At 69.7% G+C, this 22175-nt stretch carries 20 protein-coding genes; 16 read left to right on the top strand and 4 right to left on the bottom strand.

The window, feature by feature from the left end; genetic code table 11:
• Positions 1-6 precede the first annotated feature (6 nt).
• From sufC to BN1197_RS14945, 5 genes are all read left to right on the top strand, one after another.
• Entirely contained in the window at positions 7-807 is an 801-nt protein-coding gene (gene sufC, locus BN1197_RS14965) for a Fe-S cluster assembly ATPase SufC (RefSeq protein WP_040160919.1), read from the top strand.
• The gene (locus BN1197_RS14960; protein WP_082043951.1) at positions 807-2186 is read left to right on the top strand and encodes an aminotransferase class V-fold PLP-dependent enzyme; all 1380 of its coding nucleotides are present in this window, start codon (positions 807-809) and stop codon (positions 2184-2186) included. The genes sufC and BN1197_RS14960 overlap by 1 nt, the downstream gene beginning before the upstream one ends.
• A complete protein-coding gene (gene sufU, locus BN1197_RS14955; RefSeq protein ID WP_040160918.1) occupies positions 2186-2692 on the top strand; it encodes a Fe-S cluster assembly sulfur transfer protein SufU in 507 nt (168 codons plus the stop codon). The genes BN1197_RS14960 and sufU overlap by 1 nt, the downstream gene beginning before the upstream one ends.
• The gene (locus tag BN1197_RS14950; RefSeq protein ID WP_040160916.1) at positions 2689-3087 is read left to right on the top strand and encodes a metal-sulfur cluster assembly factor; all 399 of its coding nucleotides are present in this window, start codon (positions 2689-2691) and stop codon (positions 3085-3087) included. Before sufU ends, BN1197_RS14950 begins: the two co-directional genes overlap by 4 nt.
• Positions 3088-3203: 116 nt before the next feature.
• Positions 3204-3707 carry a DUF3817 domain-containing protein gene (locus BN1197_RS14945; RefSeq protein ID WP_040160914.1) on the top strand — a complete coding sequence of 168 codons (504 nt, stop codon included), beginning with the start codon at positions 3204-3206 and terminating at the stop codon, positions 3705-3707.
• Between the two features lie 53 nt (positions 3708-3760).
• On the opposite strand, the gene BN1197_RS14940 is transcribed toward BN1197_RS14945, so the two are convergent.
• Positions 3761-4306, bottom strand: coding sequence for a DUF421 domain-containing protein (locus BN1197_RS14940; protein WP_040160912.1), 546 nt, complete (start codon positions 4304-4306; stop codon positions 3761-3763).
• Positions 4307-4438: 132 nt separating this feature from the next.
• Between BN1197_RS14940 and BN1197_RS14935 the strand changes: the two genes are divergently transcribed.
• Positions 4439-4909 (top strand): pyridoxamine 5'-phosphate oxidase family protein, encoded by a 471-nt coding sequence (locus BN1197_RS14935; RefSeq protein ID WP_040160910.1) that lies wholly within the window; start codon positions 4439-4441, stop codon positions 4907-4909.
• 118 nt (positions 4910-5027) lie between these two features.
• On the opposite strand, the gene BN1197_RS14930 is transcribed toward BN1197_RS14935, so the two are convergent.
• Positions 5028-6980, bottom strand: coding sequence for a methyl-accepting chemotaxis protein (locus BN1197_RS14930; protein WP_176489774.1), 1953 nt, complete (start codon positions 6978-6980; stop codon positions 5028-5030).
• Positions 6981-7308: 328 nt separating this feature from the next.
• On the opposite strand from BN1197_RS14930, the gene ord reads away from it, so the two are divergent.
• The 9 genes from ord (at position 7309) to BN1197_RS14885 (ending at position 18178) form a co-directional block, all read left to right on the top strand.
• Positions 7309-8349 (top strand): 2,4-diaminopentanoate dehydrogenase, encoded by a 1041-nt coding sequence (gene ord, locus BN1197_RS14925; protein WP_040160908.1) that lies wholly within the window; start codon positions 7309-7311, stop codon positions 8347-8349.
• A gap of 2 nt (positions 8350-8351) precedes the next feature.
• A complete protein-coding gene (ortA, locus tag BN1197_RS14920; protein ID WP_217991208.1) occupies positions 8352-8726 on the top strand; it encodes a 2-amino-4-oxopentanoate thiolase subunit OrtA in 375 nt (124 codons plus the stop codon).
• On the top strand, positions 8723-10174 hold the full coding sequence (ortB, locus tag BN1197_RS14915) for a 2-amino-4-oxopentanoate thiolase subunit OrtB (RefSeq protein ID WP_217991207.1): 1452 nt from the start codon (positions 8723-8725) through the stop codon (positions 10172-10174). Before ortA ends, ortB begins: the two co-directional genes overlap by 4 nt.
• 2 nt (positions 10175-10176) lie before the next feature.
• Positions 10177-10614 carry a D-ornithine 4,5-aminomutase subunit OraS gene (gene oraS / locus BN1197_RS14910; protein WP_040160907.1) on the top strand — a complete coding sequence of 146 codons (438 nt, stop codon included), beginning with the start codon at positions 10177-10179 and terminating at the stop codon, positions 10612-10614.
• 5 nt (positions 10615-10619) lie between these two features.
• The gene (gene oraE / locus BN1197_RS14905) at positions 10620-12848 is read left to right on the top strand and encodes a D-ornithine 4,5-aminomutase subunit OraE (RefSeq protein WP_040161583.1); all 2229 of its coding nucleotides are present in this window, start codon (positions 10620-10622) and stop codon (positions 12846-12848) included.
• A 26-nt stretch (positions 12849-12874) separates the two neighbouring features.
• Positions 12875-14221: a glutamate mutase L gene (locus BN1197_RS14900; RefSeq protein ID WP_245851968.1), complete on the top strand. Its 1347-nt coding sequence runs from the start codon at positions 12875-12877 to the stop codon at positions 14219-14221.
• Between the two features lie 70 nt (positions 14222-14291).
• Positions 14292-15371: an alanine racemase gene (locus tag BN1197_RS14895; RefSeq protein ID WP_040160903.1), complete on the top strand. Its 1080-nt coding sequence runs from the start codon at positions 14292-14294 to the stop codon at positions 15369-15371.
• A gap of 71 nt (positions 15372-15442) precedes the next feature.
• Positions 15443-16597 carry an alanine racemase gene (gene alr, locus BN1197_RS14890; protein WP_040160901.1) on the top strand — a complete coding sequence of 385 codons (1155 nt, stop codon included), beginning with the start codon at positions 15443-15445 and terminating at the stop codon, positions 16595-16597.
• Between the two features lie 84 nt (positions 16598-16681).
• Positions 16682-18178, top strand: coding sequence for a long-chain-fatty-acid--CoA ligase (locus tag BN1197_RS14885; protein ID WP_040160899.1), 1497 nt, complete (start codon positions 16682-16684; stop codon positions 18176-18178).
• A 125-nt stretch (positions 18179-18303) separates the two neighbouring features.
• Here the strand turns inward: BN1197_RS14885 and BN1197_RS14880 are convergent, their stop codons facing one another.
• Both BN1197_RS14880 and ypfJ read right to left on the bottom strand, forming a co-directional pair.
• Positions 18304-18768 (bottom strand): C40 family peptidase, encoded by a 465-nt coding sequence (locus BN1197_RS14880; RefSeq protein WP_040160897.1) that lies wholly within the window; start codon positions 18766-18768, stop codon positions 18304-18306.
• 676 nt (positions 18769-19444) lie between these two features.
• Positions 19445-20365, bottom strand: coding sequence for a KPN_02809 family neutral zinc metallopeptidase (ypfJ, locus tag BN1197_RS14875; protein ID WP_040160895.1), 921 nt, complete (start codon positions 20363-20365; stop codon positions 19445-19447).
• A 195-nt stretch (positions 20366-20560) separates the two neighbouring features.
• Here ypfJ and BN1197_RS14870 point away from each other — a divergent pair, with 195 nt between their 5' ends.
• Positions 20561-22159, top strand: a complete 1599-nt coding sequence (locus BN1197_RS14870) for an ABC-F family ATP-binding cassette domain-containing protein (RefSeq protein ID WP_040160893.1) — start codon at positions 20561-20563, stop codon at positions 22157-22159.
• Positions 22160-22175: the final 16 nt, after the last annotated feature.

Below are 22175 nucleotides of genomic sequence, written 5' to 3'. Positions count from 1 at the left end.
AGTGACATGAGCGAGTCCACCGGCACCACCCGTCAGCCCTCCGTGCTGGAGGTGCGCGACCTCCACGTGAGCGTCGACACCGAGCACGGCCCCAAGGAGATCCTCAAGGGCGTCGACCTGACGATCCGCTCGGGGGAGACCCACGCGATCATGGGCCCGAACGGCTCGGGCAAGTCGACGCTGGCCTACAGCATCGCCGGCCACCCCAAGTACACGGTGACCAGCGGCACCGTCACCCTCGACGGCGAGGACGTGCTCGCGATGAGCGTCGACGAGCGCGCCCGCGCGGGCCTGTTCCTCGCGATGCAGTACCCGGTCGAGGTCACCGGGGTGTCGGTGAGCAACTTCCTGCGTACCGCCAAGACCGCCGTCGACGGCCAGGCGCCCAAGCTGCGGCACTGGGTCAAGGACGTCAAGAACGCGATGTCCGACCTCAAGATGGACGCGAGCTTCGCCGAGCGCGACGTCAACGTCGGCTTCTCCGGCGGTGAGAAGAAGCGCCACGAGATCCTCCAGCTCGAGCTGCTCAAGCCGCGGTTCGCGGTGCTCGACGAGACCGACTCCGGCCTCGACGTCGACGCCCTGCGCGTCGTCTCCGAGGGCGTCAACCGCGCCAAGGAGACCAACGACATGGGCGTGGTCCTCATCACGCACTACACGCGCATCCTGCGCTACATCGAGCCCGACTTCGTCCACGTGTTCGTCGACGGCCGGATCGCCGAGGAGGGTGGTCCCGAACTCGCCGATCGTCTGGAGGACGAGGGTTACGACCGGTTCACCACTCCTGCCGCGGCGGCGAATGCCTGATGACCGATCTGCACACCCAGCCCTCCGCCGCCACCCCGGCAGCGGACGAGGCTCTCGAGGTCACCCGGGAGGAGGCGGCCCAGGCACTGCGCCCGGCGCCTTCCCCCGAGGAGATCGCCCGCCTGCGCGAGGACTTCCCGATCCTCACGCGCACCGTTCGCGGTGGTAAGCCGCTGGTCTACCTCGACTCGGGGGCCACGTCGCAGAAGCCGAGATCGGTGCTCGACGCCGAACGCGACTTCTACGAGCACCACAACGCGGCGGTGCACCGCGGGGCACACCAGCTCGCCGAGGAGGCGACCGACCTCTACGAGTCGGCGCGTGAGCGCATCGGCGCGTTCGTCGGCGCTCCTTCCCGCGAGATCGTCTTCACCCGCAACGGCACCGAGGCGATCAACCTCGTCGCCTACGCGCTGTCCAACGCCAACGCGCCGGGAGCGCTCGACGGCGTCGACCCCGAGATCGCCGATCGGTTGCGCATCGGCCCCGGCGACGAGGTCTGCGTCACCGCCATGGAGCACCACGCCAACCTCGTGCCGTGGCAGGAGTTCTGCCGCCGTACCGGGGCCACGCTCACGTGGATCGACATCGACGAGTCCGGCGAGCTCGACCCCGAGCTGTCGGCCATCACCGAGCGGACCAAGGTCGTCGCGTTCACCCACGTGAGCAACGTGCTCGGGACGCTCACCGACGTGCCGCGCATCGTCGAGAAGGCCCGTTCCGTCGGCGCTCTCACCGTGCTCGACGCCTGCCAGTCGGTACCGCACATCCCGGTCGACGTGGCCGATCTCGGCGTCGACTTCCTCGCCTTCACCGGCCACAAGCTGCTCGGGCCGTCGGGCATCGGCGTGCTCTGGGGCCGCTACGAGCTGCTCGAGGCACTGCCCCCGTACGTCACCGGCGGCTCGATGATCGAGCTCGTGCGGATGGACGCCTCGTCCTACGCGGCGCCGCCGCAGCGGTTCGAGGCCGGAGTGCCGATGACGGCGCAGGTCGTGGGCCTGGGTGCGGCCGTCGACTACCTCTCCGAGGTCGGCATGGACCGCGTCGCCGCGCACGACCGCGACCTCGTCGCCTACGCGTTGGAGCGGCTCGCCGAGCGACCCTGGGTTCGCGTCCTCGGCCCGACCGACCCCGATCGCCACGTGGGTGCGGTCGCGTTCGTCATCGACGGCGTGCACCCCCACGACGTCGGCCAGGTGCTCGACGACTCCGGGGTGGCCGTGCGCACCGGGCATCACTGCGCGTGGCCGCTGCACCGGGCCCTGCGCGTCCCGGCGTCCACCCGGGCGAGCTTTCACGTGTACACGACCCGCGAGGAGATCGACGCGTTCGTCGAGGCGCTCGACCGTGTTCCCGAGATCTTCGGAGTCGCCTGATGGACCTCTACCAGGAGCTGATCCTCGACCACAGCAAGCACCCCCAGCACGCGGGTCTGCGCGACCCGTTCGACTCCGAGGTGCACCACGTCAACACGAGCTGCGGCGACGAGCTCACTCTTCGGGTCAAACTGGCGGAGAAGGACGGGCAGCAGACCGTCGAGGATGTCTCGTACGACGCGATCGGCTGCTCGATCTCCGTGGCCGCCACCTCGATCCTCGCCGAGGAGTCGATCGGATACCCCGTCGCCGACGTGCTCGGCACGTACGAGGCGATGAAGTCGATGCTCACCAGCCGAGGTCAGGACGTCGGCGACGAGGAGGTCATCGGCGACGGCGTCGCTCTCGCCGGTGTCGCGCAGTACCCCGCTCGCGTCAAGTGCGCACTGCTCGGCTGGTCGGCTCTCGTCGACGCGATGGCCCGGGCCGGCGCCGACATCTCGACCAGCGACAACACAGCAGGATCCGGCGCCGCCCCGGCCGCCGGACCGATGGAGGACGCATGACCGACGACACCACCACCCAGGCCCCGGAGACGACCGCCGCGGCGGTCTCCGGCACCGCTGCCCCCGCAGGCGGCGACCAGCCCATGCCGACGAACGCCGCCGACATCGAAGAGGCGATGCGCGACGTCGTCGACCCCGAGCTCGGCATCAACGTCGTCGACCTCGGGCTCGTCTACGGCGTCACCGTCGACTCCGGCAACAACGCCGTCATCGACATGACCCTGACCAGCGCGGCGTGCCCGCTCACCGACGTCCTCGAGGACCAGGTCGCCCAGGCTCTCGAGGGGCTCGTGGCGAGCCACCGGCTCAACTGGGTCTGGATGCCGCCGTGGGGTCCGGACAAGATCACGGACGACGGCCGCGAGCAGCTTCGCGCGCTCGGGTTCAACGTCTGATCCGCCCGCCGCACGCTCGCCGAGACAGCCGTCGATTCCCCTCGCCAGCGTGCGCGGAGGGGAATCGGCTGTCTCGGCGCCGTATCCGATGATCGCCGAAGCTCGATGAGGGAGACATGACCCGGCTGTCCGACGCCACTGCTCATACTGCCGACGCCCACGCCGTCGCGCCCGCCCGTCTCTATCGGGCTCTCGCGATGGCGGAGGTCGTGACGTGGACCCTGCTGTTGCTGGGGATGTTCCTCAAGTACGCCGTGCAGGTCACCGACCTCGGTGTCCGGATCGGCGGCGGGGTGCACGGGTTCGTGTTCCTGTCGTACGTGGCCACGACCGTGCTCGTGGCGATCGACCGCCGGTGGCCGGGACGCGACCTCGCGCTGGGGCTCGGATCGGCGATCATCCCGTTCGCGACCGTGCCGTTCGAGCGCTCCGCCGAGCGCCGGGGGCTCCTGTCGTCCCGCTGGCGACTGCTCGACGAACCCGGATCCAACCCGGTCGAACGCCTCGCCTCCTTCGCGTTGCGTCACCCCATCGCGACGGCACTGGTCACGCTCGTCGTCGTCGCCCTCGTCTTCAGTGGCCTGCTCGCCGCCGGCCCGCCGACGGAATGGTTCGACTGACCCACGGCCTCGGTGTTCCCTTCTGACACCACGGCAAGCCCCCCACCGCGGCCTCAGTGCCGGTGCCAGGGGCGGGGGCGGCCGGTGGGCACGGTGACGTCGGCCAGCAGTTGCGGATCGACGGGCAGGCCGCGCTTGAGCAGGCTGATCGCGCCCGTCGGCTCGAAGATGCCGTACGCAACCTCGTCGATCTGCCGGATGCCCCGCTCTCGCAACGCACCCGCGACCTCGTCGAGCGAGATGTGCGCGCGGCGCAGCCCGTCGTCGAGCACGACGCCGTCGTCGATGATGAGGATGGGGTCCGGCGTCAGCCATCGGTGCACGCGGGAGTTCGTGCGCAACTGGCCGACGATCACCTCCAGCAGGAGCAACGTCGCCAACCCGATGATCCCCGCCTCCAGGACCGGGACGTAGCCGAGAATCACGCGACCGGCGATCGAGCCCAACATGAGCGTGACGATGAGGTCGAACGTCGACATCCGGGCCAGCACCCGGGCGCCGAGCACCCGCACCAGCACGAGGAAGGCGGCGTACATCCCGGCCGCCGCGACGACCACGGCCCCGGCCTGAAGTGGGGTGATCCCGAGAAGCTCCGTCATGCCGCCATCGTGGCAGGCACCGGGCTTCGCGTGCCCGTCCGGCGATCTGGGGCGCCCCGGACCGACGTTCGCTCCCGATGCAGGCAACGCACCGCCGTGACAGGCTGTGAGCCCGAACACAGGAGGACGCACATGAGCGACGACCAGACGAAGATCCGCAAGATCGTGGAGAAGGCGAAGTTCGCCATGATGGCCACCCTCGGCGACGACGGTCTCATCGTGTCGCGACCGATGACCCCGCAGGAGGTCGGCGACGACTGGACGATCCTGTTCGTCACCCAGCGCGCCGAGGACGTGGCGCTGCAGGCCGAGGGCAAGCCGGTCAACCTCGCGTTCGTCGACGGGATGGACTTCGTCTCGATCACGGGCACGGGCGAGATCCGTGACGACGTGGACAAGAAGAAGGAGCTGTGGGGCCCGGCCAACGAGGCCTACACGCAGGGCGGGCCGGAGAACCCCGACAACGTGATCCTGGCCGTCCACTGCACCTCGGCCCGCTACTGGGACTCGCCCGCCGCTCCGGTCGCGCTGGTGAGCATGCTCAAGGCGGCCGTCACCGGCGACAAGCCGGGTGCCGGGGAGGCCGGCACGGTCCCCCTGTGACCCTTCGTGGTGAACCCACGGATGCCGGTGGCGCACATCGCGCCACCGGCATCCTTCTGTTTGGATGATCGACGAGCTCGTTTCCGCTCGTCACCCCCTGCACATCACCGTCTGCCCGTCACCGCCTGATCGTGAAGGCGTCGACGATGTCGAGCATGTCGCGACCCATGCTCGAGAGCTCTTCGGCGGCGTCGTCGGCACTGACCGCACCCGTGCTCGTGTGCGAGGCGCGGTCGGCGACGCCCTGGGCCCGCTCGGCGATGTCGGCCGCGGTGTCGGCGGCGTGTGACACGTGCTCGGAGATCGCGCGGCTGGTCGCCCCCTGATGCACCACCGCGTCGGCGATCGAGCGCTGCAGCCGGTTCATCTCCGTGATGATCGTCGTGACCTCCTCGATGGTGGTCACGGCGGCGCCGGTGTCGGCCTGGATCTGCTGAATCCGGCGGGCGATGTCCTCGGTCGCCTTGGACGTCTCCTGCGCGAGATCCTTCACCTCGCCGGCCACGACCGCGAAGCCCTTGCCGGCCTCGCCGGCCCGGGCGGCCTCGATGGTCGCGTTGAGCGCGAGCAGGTTGGTCTGCTCGGCGATGGCGGCGACGGTCTTGAGCACGTCACCGATCTGGCGGCTCGACTGCCCGAGTTCGCTCACGGTCGAGCCCGCGTGGGCGGCGGCATCCACGGCCCGTCCGGCGACGGCCCCTGCCTCCTCCGCGGCGGCGGCCACCTCCGCGATGGACGCGTCGAGGTCCTCGCGGGCCGCGACGACCGAGTCGATGTCGCCCGACACGGCGACCGCGGAGGAGGCGGCCGAGCCGGCCTGGGTGGCGAATCCGGCCGCGTCCTCACGCAGTCCGCCGGCCAGTCTCGACAGCTCCTCGGCGGCCGAACCCACGTCGCCCGCCCTGACCGCGACCCGCCCCATCGCCTGCTCGAGGGAGTCGAGAGCCCGGTCGAGGTCACGACCCATGACGGCGATCTCGTCACCGCCGGAGAGCTCGACGCGCTCGTCCAGGCGCCCCCGGCCGAGAGCGCCGACGACGCCGCTGACGCGCGACAGCGACTGCATGATCGTCCGGATCGTCCACACGGCGAGCGCGATGGTCAGGACCGTCGCGAGAGTCGTCGCGATGACGAGGAGGATGACCGTACGCCGGGCCCCGGCCGCCGCCTGCTGTGCGGCGTCGCCGACCTTGACGAACGTCTCCTGCTCGAGCTTGCGGACGGCGTCGATGCGGCCGGTGGCGGCGGCGAACCACTTCTCGGAATCGACGCCGAACTTCTCGGTGCGCTTCATCGCGACGTCCTCGTACGTGCGTACCTCGACCGAGGCGTCGAGAGCGTCCACCGCGGCGAGAGACTCCTGAGCGGTCATCCCGCCGAGGGCGTCGTGCATGTCGAGGTAGGCGTCGCGGGCCGCGGCGAGACGCTGCACGAGAGCGGCCTGGCCCTCGGCGTACGTGTCGTGGGTGAAGACGACGGAGAGCTGCGCCCGCTCCAGACCCATGCGCTCCTTGGCCTGGGAGAGGGCGAGGATGGCGGCGATCTGCCGACCGAGCCCGGCGTCCTCGGTGGCCTGGATCGCGGGCCCGACCGAGCCCAGCAGCGAGGTGACGGCCGAGGTGTAGTAGGCGAGGTACTCCGGGGGCTTCTTCTCGAACCGGTCGGCCGAGTCGCGCTGGGTCTGCAGGGATCCGAGAACGTCGGTCGCGGCGGTCACGCCCTCGAGCACGGAGTCCGGCAGCTCGTCACGGTTCTCCTCGACGAACGCGTCGAGTGCCGCCTTGGTCTCGTCGGTCTTCTTGCGCAGACCGGGGAGTTTGTCCGCCATCTTCGCCCCGTGAGAGGTCACGAAGGTGCCGGTCGCGCCGCGCTCGGCCTGGATGTTGTGGACGAGCGACGAGGTTCGCTCCGTGAGGTCCACTAGGTGGACGACTCGCTGCTCGGCGGATGCGCGGTGGGCGGCGTCGACGACCAGCATGCCGCTGGTCGTCGCGATGCCGAGCAGGGGGATGATCGCCAGCAGCACGAGACGCGCGCGCAGCGACAACGAACGGAGCACCGGTACGGACACAATCACTCCTCGGGCGGGGACGGACGTCCTTCTCGTCGGCTCGAAGACCCCTCTCCATGACCTAAATCGGGCATCTGGCCTGTTTCGACGCTCGGATGCGGTGCTGGCTACGATCGACATGTCCGAAGCCACAGCGACGACCATTCGGCCGGTCTCGGATTCCAGACGAAGGTTTCTCACGGCGCATGCCGTCTCTGAGACGGGTCCCGGAAACTACGGACAGGCCGCTGCTGCGGCTCTACCGTGAACCTAGGGGCCACGGGCGGATCGCCGGTGGCCCGTCTGCATGAACATCGTCTGCATGAACACCGTCGTCAGAGGAGCCGATATGTCAGCGTTGCGCGTCGTCCAGTGGGGTCTCGGTGCGATGGGAAGCGGCATGGCCCGCCTCGTCGCCTCCAAGGAGGGCATGCAGCTCGTCGGGGGAATCGATCAGCGCCCGGAGTACGTCGGCAGGCCGCTCGGCGAGGTCATCGGCATCGATCGGGATCTCGGCGCGACCGTCACCGACGACCCGTCCTCGGTGCTCGACCCGAGCAAGGTCGACTGCGTCATCATCGCGACGACGTCGTGGGTCTCCGAGCAGATGGACGACCTGCGCACCATCCTGAACGCCGGCATCAACTGCGTCTCGATCGCCGAGGAGATGTCCTCGCCCGAGGCGCAGTCGCCCGAGCAGGCGAAGGAGCTCGACGAGCTCGCCAAGAAGAAGGGCGTCTCGATCATCGGCACCGGCGTCAACCCGGGCCTGTCGATGGACACCCTGGTCGTCGCCCTCACCGCCGGTTGCCTCGAGGTCACTTCCATCGAGGCCACCCGGGTCAACGACCTCTCGCCGTACGGCCCGACGGTCATGCGCACCCAGGGCGTGGGCCTGTCGGAGGAGGAGTTCCGCAAGGGCGTCGAGGACGGTTCCGTCGACGGCCACATCGGCTTCCCCGAGTCGGCGCGCATGATCAGCGACGCCGTCGGCCTCGGCATCGACCGCATCGAGCAGAAGCGCGAGCCGATCATCTCCACCGTGCGCCGCGAGACCCCGCACATCACGATCGAGCCCGGCATGGTGGCCGGCTGCAAGCAGACCCTGCTCGGCTACCGGGGGGACGACGTCGTCCTCACCCTCGTCCACCCGCAGCAGGTGCTGCCCGAGCTCGAGGGCCAGGGCACCGGTGACTACATCACGATCCACGGCACGCCGGAGGTCTCGATGCAGATCAACCCGGAGTACGCCGGCGGCAAGGCCACGCAGGCCATCGCGGTCAACGTCGTGCCCCGCATCGTCGAGGCGTCCCCGGGCCTGAAGAACATGCTCGACATCCCGATGACGAGCGCGCTCATGGGCGAGAGCGCCTACTCGCGGCGGGTGTGACCATGACGGCCACGATCCCCGCGGGCACGTGGGTGGAGGTCGAACGAGTGCTGCTCACGCCCGAGCAGCGCGCCGCCAACCTGCCCGCCGAGACCCGTGAGAAGCCGTACGTGCTGCGCATCAACGGGTTTCTCACCGCCGACGCGGCCGAAGGCGACGAGGTCACGGTGACCAGTCTCATCGGCCACGAGCACACCGGCCGCCTCGTGCGCACCGACCCGAGCTACGACCACAGCTTCGGCACCACCGTGCCCGAGCTGCTGCGCATCGGGCTGCCGGGCACCTCGTTCACCCAGGCCGCGAGTTCGAGCGTCGACCCCGACCCCGACGGCGGCCCCGTCGCCGACCGCCCGGACGAGCAGGGAGGTGCACGATGAGCATCGACGCCGGTCGCGACATGTCCTACGACGCGGTGATGGCACGCAAGAACGAGATCATGAAGTCGAGCCTCGGCATCGACTACGACGATTTCGAGCTCACCCCCCTCGCGTTCGACTACGAGCGGATGATGGCGGGCGGTGACTACACGCTCGAGGACATCGCGCGCATCCAGGCCGAGACCAAGGTCGGCAACACGCCGCTGTACGAACTGCGCAACCTCACCGGGGCCGTCCGCGAGTTCGCCGGCCCGGGCAAGGGCGCGCGCATCCTGCTCAAGGACGAGGCCGCCAACGCCTCGGGCTCGTTCAAGGCCCGTCGTGCGTCGGTGAGCTGCTACGAGGCGCAGCGACGGGGATACGAGGGCGTCGCCACGGCGACCTCGGGCAACTACGGTGCGGGCGTCGCGAGCCAGGCGGCGATGCGGCGTCTGAAGTGCATCGTGCTGCAGGAGGTCTTCGACTCCCGCGGCGTCGGCCAGCCCGAGATCGTCGAGAAGTCGCGGGCCTGCGAGGCCTACGGCGCCGAGGTGCAGAAGCTCTCGGTCGGGCCCGAGCTCTTCTACCAGATGCTCGTCACGCTCGAACGCACCGGATTCTTCAACGCCAGCCTGTACACGCCGTTCGGCATCCGCGGCGTCGAGACCCTCGGCGCCGAGATCGCGAACCAGGTGCAGCAGGCGTACGGCAAGCACCCCGAGGCCGTGGTCGTCACCCAGGCCGGCGGCGGCAACCTCACCGGCACCGCCCGCGGCCTCGAGCTTGCGGGCGCGACCGAGACCGAGGTCATCGCCTGTTCGGTCGACCTGTCGGGCCTGCACATGGGCAGCGACACCGACTTCAACCGCAAGTCGTTCACCACCGGCCACACCGGGTTCGGCATCCCGTTCGCCACCTGGCCCGACCGCACCGACGTGCCCCGCAACGCCGCCCGCGCCCTGCGGTACATGGACGCCTACCACCTGGTCACCCAGGGGGAGGTCTTCTACATCACCGAACTGCTCACCAAGCTCGAAGGCATCGAACGCGGCCCGGCCGGCAACACCAGCGTCACCGCCGCCGTCGCGCTCGCCGCCGAGATGGACCGCGACGAGATCGTCGTCGTCCAGGAGACCGAGTACACCGGCGCCGGCAAGCACCACAACCGTCAACTCGGCTTCGCCCGCGAGAACGGCATCGAGGTGCGCGTCGGCGACCCGCGGGACAACGTGCCCGGCAAGGTCATCGTTCTGCCCGAGCGCCTCGACCAGGTGCAGGGCAGGGCGCAGGACCTCGAGAAGGTGCGCCGCAGCTACGTGAAGAACGCGCTCAAGCGTCTCCCCGCGGCCGAATGGAGCGATGTCGACATCGACTTCGTGGCCGCCGACACCAACACCGACGAGGCCTGGGTCCGCCAGGCGCTCACCGACCTCGCCGGCCAGACCGGCACCAGCAGCACGGAGGGTTGACGATGACCGACAGCACTGCCGGATCCCCCTTGACGCCGGCCCCTGGCGAGGGCCCCGACACTCCCGAGCCCACCGCTCCCGACTCGGCCGAGCGCACCGCGCGCATGAACGCCCGGGTCGAGGAGCTCGCCACGCTCTCCGACGAGGAGCTCAAGACCCGCTTCTGGGATCTCACCCGCCAGATGATGACGCCGGTCGTCGACCTCGCCCGCACGCACACGAGCCCGTCGATCGAGCGGTCGGTGCTGCTGCGCATGGGCATCGACTCGGTGAGCAGCCACGGGGTCGTCGACGCGATCGCCGAGGCCGGGCTGCTCGGCAAGGGCGCCGGTCACGTCGTGCTCAAGGTGGGCGACAAGTACGGCCTCGACGTGCGCGACGCGGCCGCCCGCATCTCCGAGGACCCGAGCGTCCTCACCGGACTCTTCGAAGGGAAGTGAGCCCCATGAGCGACTTCGGACCCCTGGAGCCCAACACCAAGCTCGACGTCGAGAACCTGCTCGACGACCTCGAGAACTACCGCCCCCGCCGCAAGGGCTGGACCTGGCGTGACGTGCCCGCCGAGGGCGTCGACATGGGCCCGTTCCACTTCCGCGACATGTCGACCCCGCTGAAGAACTCCCTCGGCCTGCCCGCCTCGGAGTACTTCGGCGACATCGACCCGCAGCCCAAGTGCGTCGTCACCACCGAGATCGCCTCGGGCCGTTTCGAGGACGACGTGCGCCGCATGCGCATGGCCGCCTGGCACGGCGCCGACCACCTCATGGTCATCCGCACGACCGGCCAGTCCCACATCGACGGTCTGCTCGAGGGCACCCCCGAGGGCATCGGCGGTGTGCCGATCACCCGCAAGCAGATCCGCGCCTCCCGCAAGGCCTGTGACGCGATCGAGGACGAGGTCGGCCGGCCGATCAACTTCCACTCCTACGTCTCCGGCGTCGCCGGGCCGGAGGTGGCCGTCCTCTTCGCCGAGGAGGGCATCAACGGCGCGCACCAGGACCCGCAGTACAACGTCCTGTACCGCAACGTGAACATGTACCGCAGCTTCGTCGACGCCGCCGAGGCCAAGAGGGTGATGAGCGGCGCGCACATCTTCCAGATCGACGGTGCGCACAACGCCAACGCGACCGCGAAGGCCGGCTGGCTCGTCATGCCGGAGCTCATGGTGCAGCACGGCATCAACACGGCGTTCTCCGAGCTCGTCGGCATGCCGAAGGACCTCATCGGGCTCTCGACGGTGCCGCCGAACAGCCCGCCCGCGCCCAAGCTGTGGTTCGACCTGCCGTACGCGGTGGCGCTGCGGGACTTCTTCTCCGACTACAAGTTCCGCGCCCAGCAGAACACCCGGTACATCGAGGCGAACATCGAGGAGGCCGTGCGTACGCACACGGTCGACACGCTCATCTCTATGCTGACCAGCGCAGACATCCAGTCGACGATCACGCCCGACGAGGGCCGCAACGTGCCCTGGCACTACAACAACGTCCGCGGCCTGCAGACGGTCAAGCAGACGTGGTCGGCCCTCGACGGCATCAACGAGCTGCTGCGCCTCGACAAGGAGGGCCCGCTCGGCGAGATGGTGCACGACCTCAAGGTGCGTTCGGTCGCGTTCCTCGAGGAGGCCATCGACATCGGCGGCTACTTCGCCGCGGTCGAGGCGGGGTTCTTCGTCGACTCCGCCCGCTACCCCGAGCGCAACGGCGACGGCATCGCCCGCGCGGGCGACGGTGGTGTGGGTGCCGGTTCGATCGTCGAGCGCGACGAGGACTACTTCGCCCCGGTGAGCTGCCACTTCGGTGACAACACGATCCCGGCGTGGCTCGCGGAGAAGGGTGTCACCAGGCCCGAGGACGCGATCGGTGGCGACACCCTCGAGCACCCGGAGAAGATCGTCTACATCGACGAGCTCGACCCCGCGGACTCGGCGGAGGCCCGCCTGGAGAAGACCCTGCCGTTCCGCAAGGGCGGACAGATCAAGCCCGAGGCCGAGTGGGCCGGTGACGGCACGGTGCTCATCCAGCTCTTCGTGCCCGAGAACGTCGACATCACCGAGGTCTACGCGATCGAGATGGCGAAGAAGATGGGTCTGGCCGACCCGGAGGTCGTCAACATCGAGCCGATGCACCCGAGCGAGGGCACGTTCGTCGAGGTCAAGGGCAAGGTCGAGTTCGCGATCGACCGCGGCAGCCTGCACATCCCCGAGAAGGAGGTGCTGCTGCCCGAGGACGAGCTGCGCGAGGAGGTCAAGGCCCGTGGTCTGCGCGTCGTCGCCGGCACGGTCGGTGAGGACGAGCACAGCGTGGGTCTGCGCGAGATCCTCGACATCAAGCACGGTGGCATCGAGAAGTACGGCGTCAAGTACGACTACCTCGGCACGTCGGTGCCGTTGACCAAGCTCGTCGACGCGGCGATCGAGACCGGTGCCCAGGCGATCCTCATCTCGACGATCATCAGCCACAACGACGTGCACCGCACGATGATGAAGCGGTTGCACGAGCTGGCGGTGGAGAAGGGCGTGCGGGACGATCTCGTCCTCATCGCCGGCGGCACCCAGGTGAGCCGTGAGATGGCGGCCGAGACGGGCCTGGACGCCACGTTCGGCCGCGGCACCAAGGGCATCATGGTCGTCGACGCGATGGTCAAGGCCCTGCGTGCGCGGGAAGGTGCGGAGTGACGGATCGTCCCGGCACCATCCTGACGGTGGAAGTCGGATCCACCATCACGAAGGTCAACGCCTTCGAACTGCGCGAGGGGGTCTTTCGCCCCCTCGCGCAGGGGTTCGCGCCGACGTCGGTGGACGAGGGCGATGTCGGGATCGGCATCGACGCGGCGATGGAGGCATGCCGGGTGGCGGGCGGTCCGGAGCCGGGGTCGGTGGAGACGCACGTGAACTCCTCGGCCGCGGGTGGTCTGCGGATGACGGTGCACGGGTTGACGGTGAGCATGACCGCTCGGGCGGCGCGGGAGGCCTCGCTGGGTGCGGGCGCGATCGTCACGATGGTGACGGCCGGGCCGTTGGCGGGGTACGACCTGGAGGAGATCCGGGAGGTCCGTCCGAACGTCGTGCTGCTCGCGGGTGGCGTCGACGGCGGTGAGCGGGGTGTGGTCCTGCGCAACGCCGAGTTGCTCGCCGGGCTGTTGCGTGAGCAGCGGGAGGCGGGGGAGCGGGCCACGCCGGTCGTGTACGCCGGGAACTCGGCGCTGCGACGGCCGGTGACGTCGGTGTTCGGTGACGCCCGGGTCGAGGTGCTGCTCGCCGACAACGTGTTCCCCGAGGTCGACGTGCTCAACATCGCGCCGTTGCGCACCCTCATCCACGAGGTGTTCAACGCGCACATCACGCACGCGCCGGGGATGGCGCGGCTGCGCGACTTCACCGACGCCGAGATCCTGCCGACTCCCGGTGCTGTGCTCAAGGGCGCCGAGTTGTTCGCGGAGGCGGTCGGCGACGTCGTCGTCATCGACGTCGGCGGCGCGACCACCGACATCCACTCGGTCACCGAGGGCAGCGTCGAGTTCGCCGCCAAGGCGCTGGAACCGGAGCCGACGGCCAAACGGACCGTCGAGGGCGACCTCGGCGTGTACGTCAACGCGGCGAACGTGGCCGCCGGCGACGAGGAGGCGCAGGCGCGCCTGGAACACCTGCGGGCCATGCCGAGCAGCGAGGCCGAGATCGCGATCACGCACTGGCTCGCCGAGCGGGCGGTCGACCTCGGCATCCGCCGCCACGCCGGCACCCTCACCGATCTGTTCACGCCGAGCGGCAAGAAGCAGGTCGTCAAGGGCAAGGACCTCACGGCGGTCGAGTACGTCGTCGCCACCGGTGGCGCGCTCACCCAGGTGCCGGGCGGTGAGGAGATCCTGCGCGGCGTGTGCCTGGGACCGTCGACGCGCGGAGGCGTCACCTCGCTGCTGCCCTCACCGGAGGCACGCATCCTCGTCGACCGCGGGTACCTGTTCTCCGCGATGGGGACACTCGCCCACACCTACCCCGACGAGGTCGCCGCCTCGTTCGCGGCGTGGGCCCGATCCGAACTCGACGGCTGAGGCCGGACCTCGTCGGCACCTCGCCCGACACGCACGACCCGATACGCAACGACACGTACGAAGGACACCGATGATCGCGCAGACTCCGCGGCTCGAGATCTACCCCGACCGCATCGCCGAGAACGCCCGGGTCGTCTACGACCTGTGCCACGCCCATGGGGCGCAGGTCGCGGCGGTCGGCAAGGTGGTGTGCGCGCACCCGGAGGTCGTCCACGCGATGGTCGGTGCCGGCGCCGACATGGTCGCGGACTCCCGCATCCAGAACCTCACGTCGATCGCCGCGCTCGGTCTGGAGCGGCCGTCGATGCTGCTGCGCATCCCGACCCCGTCGGCGGCGCACGACATCGTCCGCTACGCCGACATCACGCTCAACAGCAGCCTGGGCAGCCTGCAGGTGCTCTCGGACGCGGCACGCATGCTCGGCGTCACGCACCAGGCGGTGCTCATGATCGACGTGGGTGATCTGCGCGAGGGCGTCTGGCCGGATCACGCCGCCAAGGTCGCCGAGGCCGCGGCAGCACTGCCCAACCTCGAGCTCATCGGCGTCGGCGCCAACCTCGCGTGCTACGGCGGCGTCATCCCGAGTGTGGAGAACATGCGGATGCTCGTGGACGTTCGCGACTCGTGCCGTGAGGCCAGCGGCCTGGAGCTCGGCCTCATCTCCGGGGGGAACTCCTCGAGCCTGCCGTTGCTCGCGAGCGGCGACATGCCGGCCGAGATCAACCACTTCCGCATCGGTGAAACCGTGATCCTCGGGAGCAACGTGCTCGACCGCAGCGACTGGCCGGGCACCCGCCAGGACACGGTGCGGCTCGTCGCCGAGATCGTCGAGCTCGAACGCAAACCCTCGGTGCCGATCGGACTGCGCGCGCAGAACGCGTTCGGCGAGACCGTCGAGTTCGACGACCGTGGCATGCGGCTGCGCGCGATCTGCAACATCGGCCGCCAGGACACGAGCGTCGACGGCATCCTCCCGCACGACCCGGGCATCCGCGTCATCGGCGGCAGCAGCGACCACCTCATCCTCGACGTGGAGGACGCCACGACCGAGGTGCGCCTCGGCAGCGAGGTGTCGTTCACCCCGAACTACGGCGCGTTGCTCGGGCTCGCGACCTCCCCCTACGTCGAGAAGATCGTCCGCCGCGGCTGACGCGCCCGGCCACCTCGCGAACACCGCGCGACCACCTTGCGCACACCATGGGATCACCACGGGAGGCACCGATGCTGTACCAGACCCACCTGCAGGTGGATCTCGAGGCCGTTCGCCACAACCTCGAGGGCGTTCGCGCGGCGGTCGGTCCCGACGTGCGCGTGTGCATGGCGGTCAAGGGCAACGCCTACGGGCACGGCGCGGTGGCGGTCGCGCGCGACGTCGAGGCGGCCGGCCTCGTGGATCGCTTCGGCGTCGCCACGGTGCCGGAGGGCATCGAGTTGCGGGAGGCGGGGATCCGGCTGCCGATCCTCAAGCTCTCGCACGCCTTCGAGGAGGAGATCGACGCGGCCCTCGAGCACGACCTCGAGCTCGCGGTCGTCGGCGCCGAGGGCATCGACGCGGTGGAGGCGGCCGCGGCGGCCCGGGGCGTGCGGGCGCCGGTGCACCTGAAGATCGAGACCGGCATGGGCCGCATCGGCGCCGCCGCCGCGGTCGCTCCCGAGCTCGCCGAGCGCATCGAGCGGTCGCCGCACCTGCACCTGCTCGGGGTCTTCACGCATTTTCCCGTGAGCGACGCCCCGGCCCGGGACGCGTTCACCGACGCCCAGATCGACCGGTTCGAGGCGGCCGTGGCCGCGATCGAGGAGCGGATCGGCCGTGAGGTGGAGTTGGTGCACCTGTCGAACTCCGGCGCCGTGCTCGCACACCCGCGAGCCTGGCGCGGGATGGTGCGCCCGGGGATCATGTCGTACGGCTACTACCCGGACTCGACGACGCCGCGCACCATCGACCTGCGGCCCGCGGCCAGGTGGGTCACGCGCATCTCGTTCCTCAAGCCCGTCGAGGTGGGGGAGACCGTCGGTTACGGCTGCACGTGGACCGCCGATCGACAGACGTGGATCGCGACGATTCCCGTGGGCTACGCCGACGGCTACGACCGCCACCTGAGCAACACCGGTCACGTCCTCGTGGGCGGCGCCCGGTACCCGATCGTCGGACGGGTGTGCATGGACCAGACGATGTTCGACGCCGGCCCCCAGCCCGTCGTCGCGGTCGGCGACGAGGTCGTCCTCCTCGGCGAGAGTGGGGAGCTCTCCTACACCGCCGACGACATGGCGGCGGGGCTCGGCACGATCAGCTACGAGATCACCTGCGGCGTGGCCCCGCGCGTCGCTCGGATCTACACCGGGGCGTTCGATGCGCAGGAGCCCTCCACGCGCTAGGACGCGACGCAGACGAGCGGCTGTCGACGGTGTTCCGCCTCGTGGTTACTCTGCGGTTACCCGTCGACGACAAGGGAGTCGTGCATGAACCTCGCCAGCAACCTCACCCGCACCGCCGAGCGTCTGCCCGACGCGATCGCCCTCAAACAGGACGACGAGGTGTGGACGTACACGCAGCTCGCCGACGCCGTCGCGCGGTTCGCGGCCCACCTGCGGTCGCGGGGAGTCGAGCCGGGGGATCGGGTGGCGCTCAGTCTGCCGAACATTCCGGCGTTCGCCGTCGTGTTCTACGGGGCGCTGGCCGTCGGCGCGATCGCGGTGCCGATGAACCCGCTGTTCAAGTACCGCGAGGTGCGGTACTACCTCGAGGACACGGGCGCGAGGATCCTCATCGGTCTGCCGGGTTCGGAGGCCCCCGAGGCCGCGGCCGAGCTCGGGGTGGAGTTCCTCGGCGTCGGCACCCTGCCGCAGGTGCTCGCCTCGACCGAGCCCGACCCACGCGTCGAGGACCGGGACGACGACGACACCGCGGTCCTGCTCTACACCTCCGGGACGACCGGGTCGCCGAAGGGCGCCGAGTTGCGCCACCGCAACCTGCAGTCCAACCAGATCATGGCGGCCGAGACCCTCCTGGAGATCACCGAGGACGACGTCATCATGGGGTGTCTGCCGTTGTTCCACGTCTTCGGCATGACGTGCGCGCTCAACCTCTCGATCGCCGCGGGCAGCACCCTCACCCTCATCCCGCGGTTCGAGCCGGGCCGAGCCCTCGACATGCTCGGGCGTGACTCGGTGACCGTGTTCATCGGTGTGCCCACGATGTACGGCGCGCTGCTCGCCGAGGCGTCCTCTCGAGGAGATGACGCCGATCTCGGTGTCTCGTCGTTGCGGCGCTGCATCAGCGGTGGCTCGTCGATGCCCGTCGAGCTCATGCGCCGCTTCGAGCAGCGGTTCCGGTGCATCATCCTCGAGGGCTACGGGCTGTCGGAGACCTCACCCGTCGCCTCGTTCAACCACCCCGACCGCGAACGCAAGCCGGGTTCCATCGGCCTCCCCGTGCGCGGTGTGGAGATGCGCCTGGTGCCGGTCGCCGACGACGTGGAGTCCACCGGCCCGTCGGACATCGGTGAGATCGCCATCCGGGGCGAGAACGTCATGCGCGGCTACTGGAACAAGCCCGAGGCCACGGCGGCGGTACTCGATGACGAGGGCTGGTTCCGTTCGGGCGATCTCGCGCGCGTGGACGAGGACGGGTACTACTACATCGTCGACCGGGCCAAGGACCTCATCATCCGTGGCGGCTACAACGTGTACCCGCGGGAGATCGAAGAGGTGCTGTACGAGCACCCCGGCATCGCCGAGGTCGCGGTCGTGGGGATGCACGACGACCACTACGGCGAGGAGGTGGGCGCGTACGTCGTGGCCCGCGACGGCGCCATGCTCGACCCCGACGAGGTACGGGCGTTCGTCAAGGCCCGAGTCGCCGCGTACAAGTACCCGCGGGTCGTGCGCATCATCGAGACCCTCCCCAAGGGCGCGACCGGCAAGATCCTCAAACGCGAGCTGCCGCGCGACGCCTGACGACGCGGCCTCCCGCGCGCACACGACACGGCGAGAGGGCCGCCCCGCCGGGGACGGCCCTCTCGTCGTGTGTCCTGGAAGACGTTGCGCCTGAATGACGCTGCGTCAGACCCGCCTTGAGGGGGTCAGCGCACGCGGCCGTAGGAGGCGCCGCCGCGCACCTTGGCGAGCTTGACGACGTCGCCGGTGCGGGGGGCGTGCCACATGCGGCCGTTGCCGGCGTAGATGCCCACGTGGTACTTGCGGCCGCCGCCGTAGAAGACGAGGTCGCCGGGGCGAGCCTGGCCGCGGCTGATCTTGATGCTCGAGCGGTACTGCGCGTCGGCCGTGCGGGGCAGGCGCTTGCCCATGCGCTTGAAGGTCCAGCTCGTGAAGCCGGAGCAGTCGAACGCGCGGGGGCCGGAGGCGCCCCAGCGGTACGGGGTGCCCTTCTTGGTCTTGGCGATGCTGACGGCCTTGACTCCCTGGGAGGAGGTGAGGGCGGCGTCGGCGGTCGGGGCGGTGGCGACGGCGAAACCACCGGAGAGGGAGAGGGCGAGCGCACCGGTGACGGCGAGGCGGGCAGGGGCGCCCGAGAAGAGCTTCTTCATGGTGACGTGAGGGTTCCAGGAGGCGCTTGCGAAGCGTGACCTGTCGGGTTCGGAAACCTGGTGTTCCCGGCCCGTTCGGCGGTTGCCGTGCGGGCTTCACCCCGAGGACGCATCTTCTGGTTCGAAGTGCATCCGTACTGCTCGGGTGCTCCGTTCCTGCCACCCACACATCTCTGCGTGTTCTGAACCGGTTCACGGTGGCAGGATTCAGCGTCATGAACCGGTGACATCCCAGGGGTGGATGCCGCAGAGAACATAACGACTGGGCAACGACGAAACCAATCTGAAACCCCGATTTGTGAGGCAGATCACTGTTTAGCGTGGGTCGGGCGGGTGTGACCCCGATCCCACTCGCCGGTGATTCCTCAGGGTCGACCCCCACCGCTCGTTCTCGTGATCTCCCTGGTCACGGCACGGATACGGAGGCTGGACAGGCCGATCCGTTCATCCGGCAGCGGCCCGGACGAGTGGCGGGGGAGCCACGGCGGCTTGATCGAGACGCCCTCGTGGGCAACGGCGCGATCTCGGCCACGTCACGCGAGGGTCACGACGCGGTGCTCGTGGCATCGTGCCGCGGCACCACGAACCCTTGACGGCGGGCGGTCGGCGCGGTAATCACCGCGACGCCCGCGGGGCGGGGGCGTCGGGAAAGTCCGTCGTGCTCAGAGGCGCGCGTTCACAGCCGTGTGGCGGCGAAGGTGTTGCACTTGTTGATGTCGCCGGTCTCGTAGCCCGTCATGAACCACCGCTGGCGCTGCTCGGAGGTGCCGTGGGTGAAGTTCTCGGGCGTGACGCGGCCCTGCGCCTGCTGCTGGATGTGGTCGTCGCCCACCGACTCGGCGGCCGACAGCGCGTCGCGGACGTCGTTCTCGGTGAGCGGCTTCATCAACGCCCGCCCCTGAGCATCCTTGGTCTCGACGGCGCCCTTGGCCCACATGCCGGCGAAGCAGTCGGCCTGGAGCTCGGTGCGCACCCCGCCGCCCTCGGGGCCCTTCGGGTCCTGCTGGGCGCGTTCGAGCAGACCGAGCTGGTCCTGCAGGGCATGGCCGTACTCGTGCGCGACGACGTACTCCTGCGCGAGCGGGCCGCTGGAGGAGCCGAACTGCTGCTCGAGCACCTTGAAGAACGTCGCGCTGAGGTAGACCGTCTTGTCGAGCGGGCAGTAGAAGGGGCCGACGTTGTTGTCCGCCGTGCCGCACGCCGAACGCGCCTGTTCACCCTGAGCGCGACCGAACAGCACCATGTTCGTGTCACGCCACTGATACCGGCCCCCGGAGGCCTCGGGCAATGTCGCGCGCCAGTACGCCTGGACGCTGTTCTGGGCGGCGACGATGCGGCATTCGACGTCCTTGTTGGCGTCGGCGCCGGTGCGGCACTTCTCGGCGAGGTCGCCCGCTCCGACCTGCTCCTGTCCTTGCCCTTGCGGCTGCGGCTGCTGCACCTGGGAGGGGTCACCGCCCATGAAGAGGTAGATGACGAGGACGATGAGGCCGAGGATGCCGCCGCCACCACCGATGGCGAGGCCCCGGCCGCCACGGCCGCCCCCGCCTCGAGAGACCCCGGAGGTGTCGAGCTGGGCGTCGTCGTTGAACGTCATGGATTCCTCCTGCGCGTCTGGCCTGCGGCGCGCAGGACCGGCTCGTCTAGACTATCCGGCGGCCGTCCACCAAACCTACTCGTGCGCGTCGCTGACGTGCGGCAATACCGAGGCGCGACCTCGAACTGCGCGACACCACAGGCTGATTCGGGTCGATGGCGCCCTCGCCGGCCACTTTCGATCGAGAGGACCCCCGTGATCACCGCGACCGGCATCGAGCTGCGCGCCGGCTCCCGCCTGCTCATCGGCGATGCGACGTTCCGCGTCGCCGCGGGTGACCGGGTCGGTCTCGTCGGCCGTAACGGCGCCGGCAAGACGACTCTCACCAAGGTGATCGCGGGGTGGACGCAGCCCGCCGCGGGGTCGGTGAAGACCACGGGCGCCATCGGCTACCTGCCGCAGGATCCGCGGGACGGCAGTCTCGACGTCGTCGCCCGCTCGCACATCCTCGCGGCGCGGGGGCTGGACGATCTCGTGCGTCGCATGCACGAGGCCGAGGGAGCGATGGCGAGCGCCGATCCCGAGACCCACGAGCGCGCGATGGAGCGCTACCCCAAGCTCCAGGCGCGGTTCGAGGCCGCCGGCGGGTACGCCGCCGAGTCGGAGGCCGCGACGATCGCCGCGGCTCTCGGGCTCGACGACCGGGTGCTCGGCATGGAGTTGCGTCACCTCTCCGGTGGTCAGCGCCGCCGGGTCGAGCTCACGCGCATCCTGTTCTCCGGCGCCGAGACGCTGCTGCTCGACGAGCCGACCAACCACCTCGACGCCGACTCGATCGTGTGGCTGCGCGAGCACCTGCGTGCGTACAAGGGCGGGCTGATCGTCATCAGCCACGACGTCGGCCTGCTCGACGAAGTCGTCAACCGCGTCTTCCACCTCGACGCCAGCCGCGCCGAGCTGGACCAGTACAACGTCGGGTGGAAGGCCTACCTCGCCCAGCGGGAGACCGACGAGAAGCGCCGCAAGCGTGAACGCGCCAACGCCGAGAAGAAGGCCGGGGCACTGCTGCTGCAGGCGGACAAGATGCGGGCGAAGGCGACCAAGGCGGTGGCCGCGCAGAACATGGCCCGGCGTGCCGAGAAGATGCTTTCGGGGCTGGAGGAGCAGCGGATGAGCGACAAGGTCGCCAAGCTGCGCTTTCCCAAGCCCGCGCCCTGTGGAAAGACCCCGCTCACGGCCAAGGACCTCTCGCGCTCCTACGGCTCCCTCGAGGTGTTCACCGACGTCGACCTCGCGATCGACCGCGGCAGCAAGGTCGTCGTCCTCGGCCTCAACGGCGCCGGCAAGACCACCCTGCTGCGCATCCTCGGCGGCATCGACGCGCCCGACACCGGCGAGGTCGTCCCCGGCCACGGCCTCAAGCTCGGCTACTACGCGCAGGAGCACGAGAACCTCGACGTCGACCGCACGGTGCTGGAGAACATGAAGTCCGCGGCGCCGGAGCTCGGGGAGACCGAGGTGCGCAAGGTCCTCGGCAGCTTTCTGTTCTCGGGCGACGACGTCGACAAGCCCGCCCGGGTGCTCTCCGGTGGCGAGAAGACCCGGCTGTCGCTGGCGACCCTCGTCGTGAGCAGCGCCAACGTGCTCCTGCTCGACGAGCCGACGAACAACCTCGACCCGGCGAGCCGCGAGGAGATCCTCGGCGCGCTGCGTGCCTACGAGGGCGCGGTCGTGCTCGTCAGCCACGACGAGGGCGCGGTCGAGGCCCTCGAGCCCGAGCGGGTGCTGCTGTTGCCCGACGGTGTCGAGGATCACTGGGGCCCGGACTACCTCGATCTCATCAGCCTGGCGTGAGGCCGTCGCTCTAGAG

It is taken from the genome of Mobilicoccus massiliensis (genome assembly GCF_000826525.2).
Lineage (GTDB): Bacteria > Actinomycetota > Actinomycetes > Actinomycetales > Dermatophilaceae > Mobilicoccus > Mobilicoccus massiliensis.
This window is presented reverse-complemented; position numbering and strand designations above follow the sequence as displayed.